The sequence below is a fragment of the Streptococcus mitis genome, assembly GCF_047464965.1.
GTDB lineage: Bacteria > Bacillota > Bacilli > Lactobacillales > Streptococcaceae > Streptococcus > Streptococcus mitis_DU.
Map to the genome: position 1 here is coordinate 64,544 of NZ_JASHAT010000011.1, position 6,805 is coordinate 71,348.

3 protein-coding genes are annotated in these 6,805 nt (G+C 38.1%); 1 reads left to right on the top strand and 2 read right to left on the bottom strand.

All coding sequences use genetic code 11. From position 1 onward, the window contains the following. The first annotated feature begins 105 nt into the window (after positions 1–105). Positions 106–1,329: a peptidase T gene (gene pepT, locus QM408_RS08140; protein ID WP_237446842.1), complete on the top strand. Its 1,224-nt coding sequence runs from the start codon at positions 106–108 to the stop codon at positions 1,327–1,329. Between the two features lie 35 nt (positions 1,330–1,364). Here pepT and QM408_RS08145 read toward each other — a convergent pair whose 3' ends face one another. Both QM408_RS08145 and QM408_RS08150 read right to left on the bottom strand, forming a co-directional pair. Continuing rightward, a complete protein-coding gene (locus QM408_RS08145) occupies positions 1,365–4,910 on the bottom strand; it encodes a pneumococcal-type histidine triad protein (protein ID WP_414374209.1) in 3,546 nt (1,181 codons plus the stop codon). 289 nt (positions 4,911–5,199) lie between these two features. Next, on the bottom strand, positions 5,200–6,805 hold a 1,606-nt coding region (locus QM408_RS08150), incomplete at its 5' end, for a pneumococcal-type histidine triad protein (protein ID WP_414374211.1).

Genomic DNA, 6,805 nt, shown 5'->3' on the forward strand with positions numbered 1-6,805 from the left:
ATCGATAAGTAAACGCTAACATAGGGACATTCTCAATCTTCTGTCTTTTGTTTTTCTCTTCTTTCTATGATACAATGGAAAAAATGAATTCAAAAGGAGTTTTTTATGACTTATCCAAATCTCTTGGACCGCTTCCTAACCTACGTTAAGGTCAACACGCGCTCTGATGAACACTCTACTACTACTCCAAGTACGCAGAGCCAAGTTGACTTCGCTACAAATGTCCTTATCCCTGAAATGAAACGTGTTGGACTGCAAAATGTCTACTACCTTCCAAATGGTTTTGCGATTGGAACCTTACCAGCCAACGATCCATCTTTAACACGTAAGATTGGCTTCATCTCCCACATGGATACTGCTGATTTTAATGCCGAAGGAGTCAATCCACAGGTAATTGAAAACTATGATGGTGGTGTGATTGAACTAGGGAATTCTGGTTTTAAATTAGATCCAGCTGACTTCAAGAGTCTGGAGAAATATCCAGGACAAACACTCATCACAACTGACGGAACAACCTTGCTAGGTGCTGATGACAAGTCAGGGATTGCTGAAATTATGACTGCTATTGAATATCTGACTGCCCATCCTGAAATCAAGCACTGTGAGATTCGTGTTGGTTTTGGTCCAGATGAAGAAATCGGTGTTGGTGCCAATAAATTTGATGCAGAAGATTTCGATGTAGATTTTGCCTATACTGTAGATGGCGGACCTCTCGGAGAACTTCAGTACGAGACCTTCTCAGCCGCTGGTGCTGAATTGCATTTCCAAGGACGCAATGTCCACCCTGGTACTGCCAAAGGGCAGATGGTCAATGCCCTTCAGCTAGCAATTGATTTTCATAATCAACTTCCAGAGAATGACCGACCCGAGTTAACAGAAGGTTACCAAGGCTTCTACCACCTAATGGATGTGATAGGTAGTGTCGAAGAGGCACGTGCAAGCTACATCATTCGTGATTTTGAAAAAGATGCCTTTGAAGCGCGTAAAGCAGCAATGCAGTCTATCGCTGATAAGATGAATCAAGAACTTGGTAGCGACCGTGTCACCCTAAACTTGACAGACCAGTACTACAATATGAAAGAAGTCATTGAGAAAGATATGACTCCAATTACCATTGCCAAAGCCGTTATGGAAGATTTGGGTATTACTCCTATTATCGAACCAATTCGTGGAGGGACAGACGGCTCTAAGATTTCCTTTATGGGAATCCCAACTCCTAATATCTTTGCGGGAGGAGAAAATATGCATGGACGTTTTGAATACGTCAGCCTTCAGACTATGGAACGTGCAGTTGATACCATCATTGGTATCGTAGCTTATGAAGACTAAAAAGACGAGGTAGCTTAGCTACTTCGCCTTTCTTTTTATTCTGCTGGTTTTTCTTGATTTCCAGTACTTGTTGTAGATTCTGTTGTTTCCTTTTCTGAAGCTGGTTCAGCAGGTTTAGAATCTGTTGTATTGCTTGGTTTGTTTTCGTCCCTTGCAGTTTCACTGTTAGATTCTGCAGCCACTGATGTTTCAGTTTTGGAACTTGTGTTCTCACCATTTGACTCGGCATTTGTCGCTGGAGTTGCTTCTTCACTTGAGCTTGATTTTGACTTGATTTCTTGATTCAAGACTAGAATAGCTTTTGTCAATTCAAGTAAAGCAGCTTTATCTTTACTCTTAGCAGAAAGTTGATCTAGTAAAGCATCTACCTTATCAAAGTCCGCATCAGAACCCTTGTTGTTTTCTAAATAAGAGTGAAGCGACATGAGAATATCGTAGAGTTTTTGATAGAGTACTAGTGTCTGAGGGTCTTGCTCAGCATTTTCCTTTTCTTGTTGAAGGGCGCTAGCGATACGAGTCAAGACATCTTTTACCTGACTGTTTACTTCATCCAAGTCCGCATCAGCCTTGTTTGTGGCAGCTTTGAGATTTTCTACTTCTTCTGCCAAGGATTGTCTGATTCCTTCTTCTTGGATTTGTTCTAAGAGTTGAGTTGCCTTGCTCAAGAGGCTTTCTACTTCTTCCTTGCTAACATGATTGACATGTTCTTCAGGCATAAAGTCTCCGTACAATTCTTTCAAGAAGCCATAAATAGCTGTCTTGGCAGTTTGGTTATCAACTTTTTCAGTATCTAGAACTGTCTGAGTCGATTTAGCAGTAGTTGGTTGAGCTTTCAAAGCTTCTTCCACTTCTTGTTTTGCCTGATAGATGCTTGGGAATAGTCTGTTCAATTCTGCTGCCTTAAGGAAAGATTGAGATTGATACAAGGTCCAAGTCAACTGAGCTACTTTGTTCCGAAGTTCATCATTTAAACGACCGTCATTTACGTGTTCGTAGAAATACTTGATGTATTCCACTGTTGTAACACCTGTTCGGTCATTAAAGTCTTGAAGAGCTTGAAGTTGTGATTCAACCGCTGCTAAACCAGCCTCATCTTTTGCCAATTTAGCTTCTTGAAGTCGAACAAGAAGGTCTTTCTTAGGAAGTCCATAAGAGTCTGTATCCAGTGTATTGATTTTATCAATCAAGGCTTGGTATTTCTTATCTAGAGCGCTTGTTTCAGTAGGCTTGACACTTTCATCAATATGGATATATTGCTTATCAAAGAGATCAAGGGTTGCAAGATAACCTGCTGTAGAGTTAGTTGCCAGTTTCTTCATGTTTTCAGTAAACTGTCCTAAGGCTAACTCAATCTGTCTTTGTTCGATAGGCTTGTCTTTGTAGATACTTCTGCTATCAGCTAAAAGTTGATCTACTTTTGCCAAGACTGCCTTCTCATCAAAAGCTCCAGGTTGATAATTGGATTGTAGGGCTGGAATCTTGTTTTTCAAAGCCACTTCATATCCCTTCGTTTGAACCTTGATGTAGTGATTGTGGTCACCATGAGGGATCACAAAACTACCATTTTCTACCTGCAAACTATAAGGAGACACCCCATCTCGCAAAGCAGTCGTGTAAAGTTCATTTAGGAAATCAAGTTCTGGATTGCCAGTTTGAAGAGGAATCCGAACGTGTTCTTTACGAACAGCATAGGGATGGATATGAGTTGGATCGTAGGCTTGGTCTGGATTTCCAAAGACAAAGAAGCCGTTTGAAATTCTAATCGCTTCAAGTGGAACTCCATAAGTTTTAGAGATATAAGCAATCTTTTCTTCATCACTAGCATCTCTTGAGAAAGACTCTACCGTTTTAGCAAGAGGTTTTACAGGCTCTGCATCATGATGTGTTTTCAAATGATCCTGAGCTGCCTTGATTTGATCAGCAGTCAAATCCTTCTTGAAGAAGTAATGATTGTGGTCACCGTGACTCATGACAAAGCCTTGTTCATCCTCACTAATGACACGATCGGCATCAAAACCGTGATCATGGTCTTCATCATGATGGTGTCCATGATGATTTTCATCGTGATCGTCATCATGAGCTGGATTTGGTGTTGCTGTATTTGCCTCTTTCAAATGGTCTTGTGCTGCCTTAATTTGCTCTGCTGTCAAGTCCTTCTTGAAGAAGTAATGATTATGGTCGCCGTGACTCATGATAAATCCTGCTTCATCTTCAGCAATAATACGATTGGCATCAAAGCCGTGTCCACCTTCTTCATGTTCATCATGTGAATTTCCTGGATTGATTGGAAGAGATGGTGAAGGTGTTGTTAGACCATTATTTGGAAGAGTCGGTTTACCAATTTGATTCGACTTAGGAATGTAATGGAAATGATCACCATGTCTGACGATATAAGCTGTGGCTGTTTCTTCAACGATATCTTTTGGATTAAAGATATAACCATCAGATGTTGAAGGAATTTCCTTATTTAACGTTGAAGAAGCATTATTCAATATAGATGGATTACTTGGAAGACTTCCTAGACTAGACGCTACTTCATGAGGTTTTTCATTTGTAGAAACTGTAGAACCAGTTCCACCGATAGGCACCATTCTAGCAATCTTTTCTTCTAAAGGAGAGAGCTTGCTGTAAGGAATAAAGTGATAATGGTCACCATGCGGAATCGCAACTCCATTTGGTGTACGACTGATAATCTTAGCAGGGTCAAAGACCAGACCATCTGATTCACTGTAACGTTTGTCGCTAGGTGAATCGTAGAGTTCTTTCAATAGACTTTGGAGATTTTCAACTTTGCTTTCTGGCTTGCTAGTTAATCCTTGCACTGTAGATTGAGTATTATTCTCACTAGCTGTTGAAGAATAGCTTAGCTGACTCGGTTGCGTATTTTTGCCAGCTAAATGAGCTTTTGCTGCTGCTAACTCACTAGAAGACAAATCACTTTTTGGAATATAGTGATAGTGACCACCGTGAGGAACTATATAAGCATCACCCGTATCTTCGATAATATCAGCTGGATTAAAGACATAACCATCATCTGTCGTATAGCGTCCCTGAGACCTTGCTACAGCAACATCAGAGCTGACCTTCTCATTATCTTTGACATGTTCTTGTTTTTGACGGTTGATTTCATCTTTAGTTCGAATATTATCAGCATGAGCTGCATCTTTCAGGTAGACATAATATTTTCCATCTACCTTGATGATATAACCACCCTTGACTTCATTGACAATATCTCCATCCTTAAGTTGATAGTTTGGATCCTTCATCAAAAGTTCTTCACTAAAGAGGGCATCATAAGGAACTTTCCCGTTATAATAATGATAGTGATCACCGTGTGACGTCACATAGCCCTGATCTGTAATTTTGATGACAATTTGCTCAGCCTGAATTCCTTCTTTCTGGCTAACCTGATCTGGTGTCAAGTTTTCAGTTTTCTGACTTGACTGACTGCCATCCACATAAGAGACACGATTATTGTCCTTATTTTCCTGCGAGCGATGCTGGTTCAGTGCATAGGCGCAAAGACTCAAGGATACGATAACAGCTGATCCGGCTGCAATATACTTTTTACTGAATTTCATAAATCCCTCATTTCAATAAATGATGAAGCTTTTTTTAACTTCTTTTTCTCGGTTAAACAGTTTTTTTAAACTGGTTATTTAACCAATTAATTAACCAGTAAATAGTTTACCTTTTTTAAGCTTAACTGTCAAGATTTTTAGTGAAAGAGAATAAAATTATTACTTTAAGAATCCTTTCTTCATTTTTTAGACAGGAAATTTCATCTTTTTATTAACAAATAAAAGGACATTATTCTATCCAATAATAGAACAATATCCTTTCAACTAGATGCTCATTAGTCAAAATATTCTAAGGTTTTATTTGCTTAAGAGTTTTAATATCATAGGTTACTAAATCCCCATTCTTATTATAAAACTGAACTCCTTCTGATGAAAAAATAAGATATTTAGAATCAATTTGAGCAATTTGTGCTATTTGATTTATATGATTTTTTAAAGTATCCTTATCTAATCCATAATCTGGTATATCATCATAATCATCTTCTTTATTTTCTGCATGTGATTTTTCTTCTTCACCAACTTTTTCGACTGAAGGATTGCTGCTAGTCGCATCTGCCTCATTTTGAGATTTATTATCCTTTGGTTGTTCATCAACTTTGTTTGAATCCGTTGCATCTTTCTTTGTTTCCGATTTCTTATCTGAAGAAACTAGATGTGAATTAGAAGAATCATTTGTTGTTTCTTTTTCTTCATTTCTTTTAGCTATCAACTCTTGAGCTTGTTTCCACTCTTTATCTGATAAATCAGACTGATTGATACTTCTCAATGAATCACCACTAGCTTTTGGAATACTGAAAGATTTATCTGCCCAAATATAGGTTCCCTTTGCCAATACATCCTGAGGATCAAAAATATATCCATCAGGAGTTGCAAACTTGCCTTCTTTAAGTGCTTTCTGAACTTCTTCCGCAGAATGGATAATTTGCCAGTTCTTCATTCCAGGACGTTTTTCAAGAGGAGTTACATTAGCAATAACAGATCCAGCATCATCATGACCTGGTTTTGACCAAACTTCAGGACGCACATCAGGATGTTGCATTACATATTTTATAGTTGCTATTTGCTCACTATTTAACCAAGAATAAGGTACGACGTGAATGTGATCGATATGCGGAATAATGAAGGAAGTTCCAGTATCATACGTAGTATTGGCTGCATGCATAGGCAAGCTAGATACATCAACAGCTAATCTTGGTTTAATTTCTGTTTCTACAATATCATAACGATAATTATCTTTATCTTTAAGCATTAGTTCCTGCTCAGAAAAAGCTATTTGAGTAAGATCGAGTTCTTCACGTGAATAAAAATAATCTTTACCACCTTCATTAATTATATAACCAACTTTACTATTTCTAGAAACTTTACTAGTTACTTTTTTATAATCAAACTTTGGTCTTTCCTTCTCATCTGAGTGAACTGAAGAAACGATGTCATCGGGATTTTTACCAGTTTCTTGAATCCATTTAGCAACTTCATCCAATTCGAATTGTTCTAATTCACCATATCCCATATAATGGAAATGATCACCGTGTTTGGCAATAACACCTGATTTATCAACAGAATCGATGGAATCTTTGGTAAATATGTATCCATCACTCGTATCATAAGGTTTACCATCTAAACCTTTTCCATAAGCTTTGATTGGTTGTCCTAAGAACTTATGAACTACTTTTTTTGATACTAAAGGTTTAATATCTGTACCAATTTGATTTAATCCATTTTGCCCTTTTAACGGAATAATTCTAGCAATCTTCTGCTCTAAATCAGTCATTTGTGAATAAGGGATAAAGTGATAATGGTCTCCGTGAGGCACTGCTACACCGTTAGCTGTACGTTTGATGATTTGTGCTGGGTCAAATACTAATCCATCAGACTCCACATGGCGTTCTGACAAA

What these genes read in the sequence shown, in the direction of transcription:
- QM408_RS08145 (WP_414374209.1), bottom strand. Translation starts at nt 4,910, where the DNA reads ATGAAATTCAGTAAAAAGTATATTGCAGCCGGATCAGCTGTTATCGTA.
- pepT (WP_237446842.1), top strand. Translation starts at nt 106, where the DNA reads ATGACTTATCCAAATCTCTTGGACCGCTTCCTAACCTACGTTAAGGTC.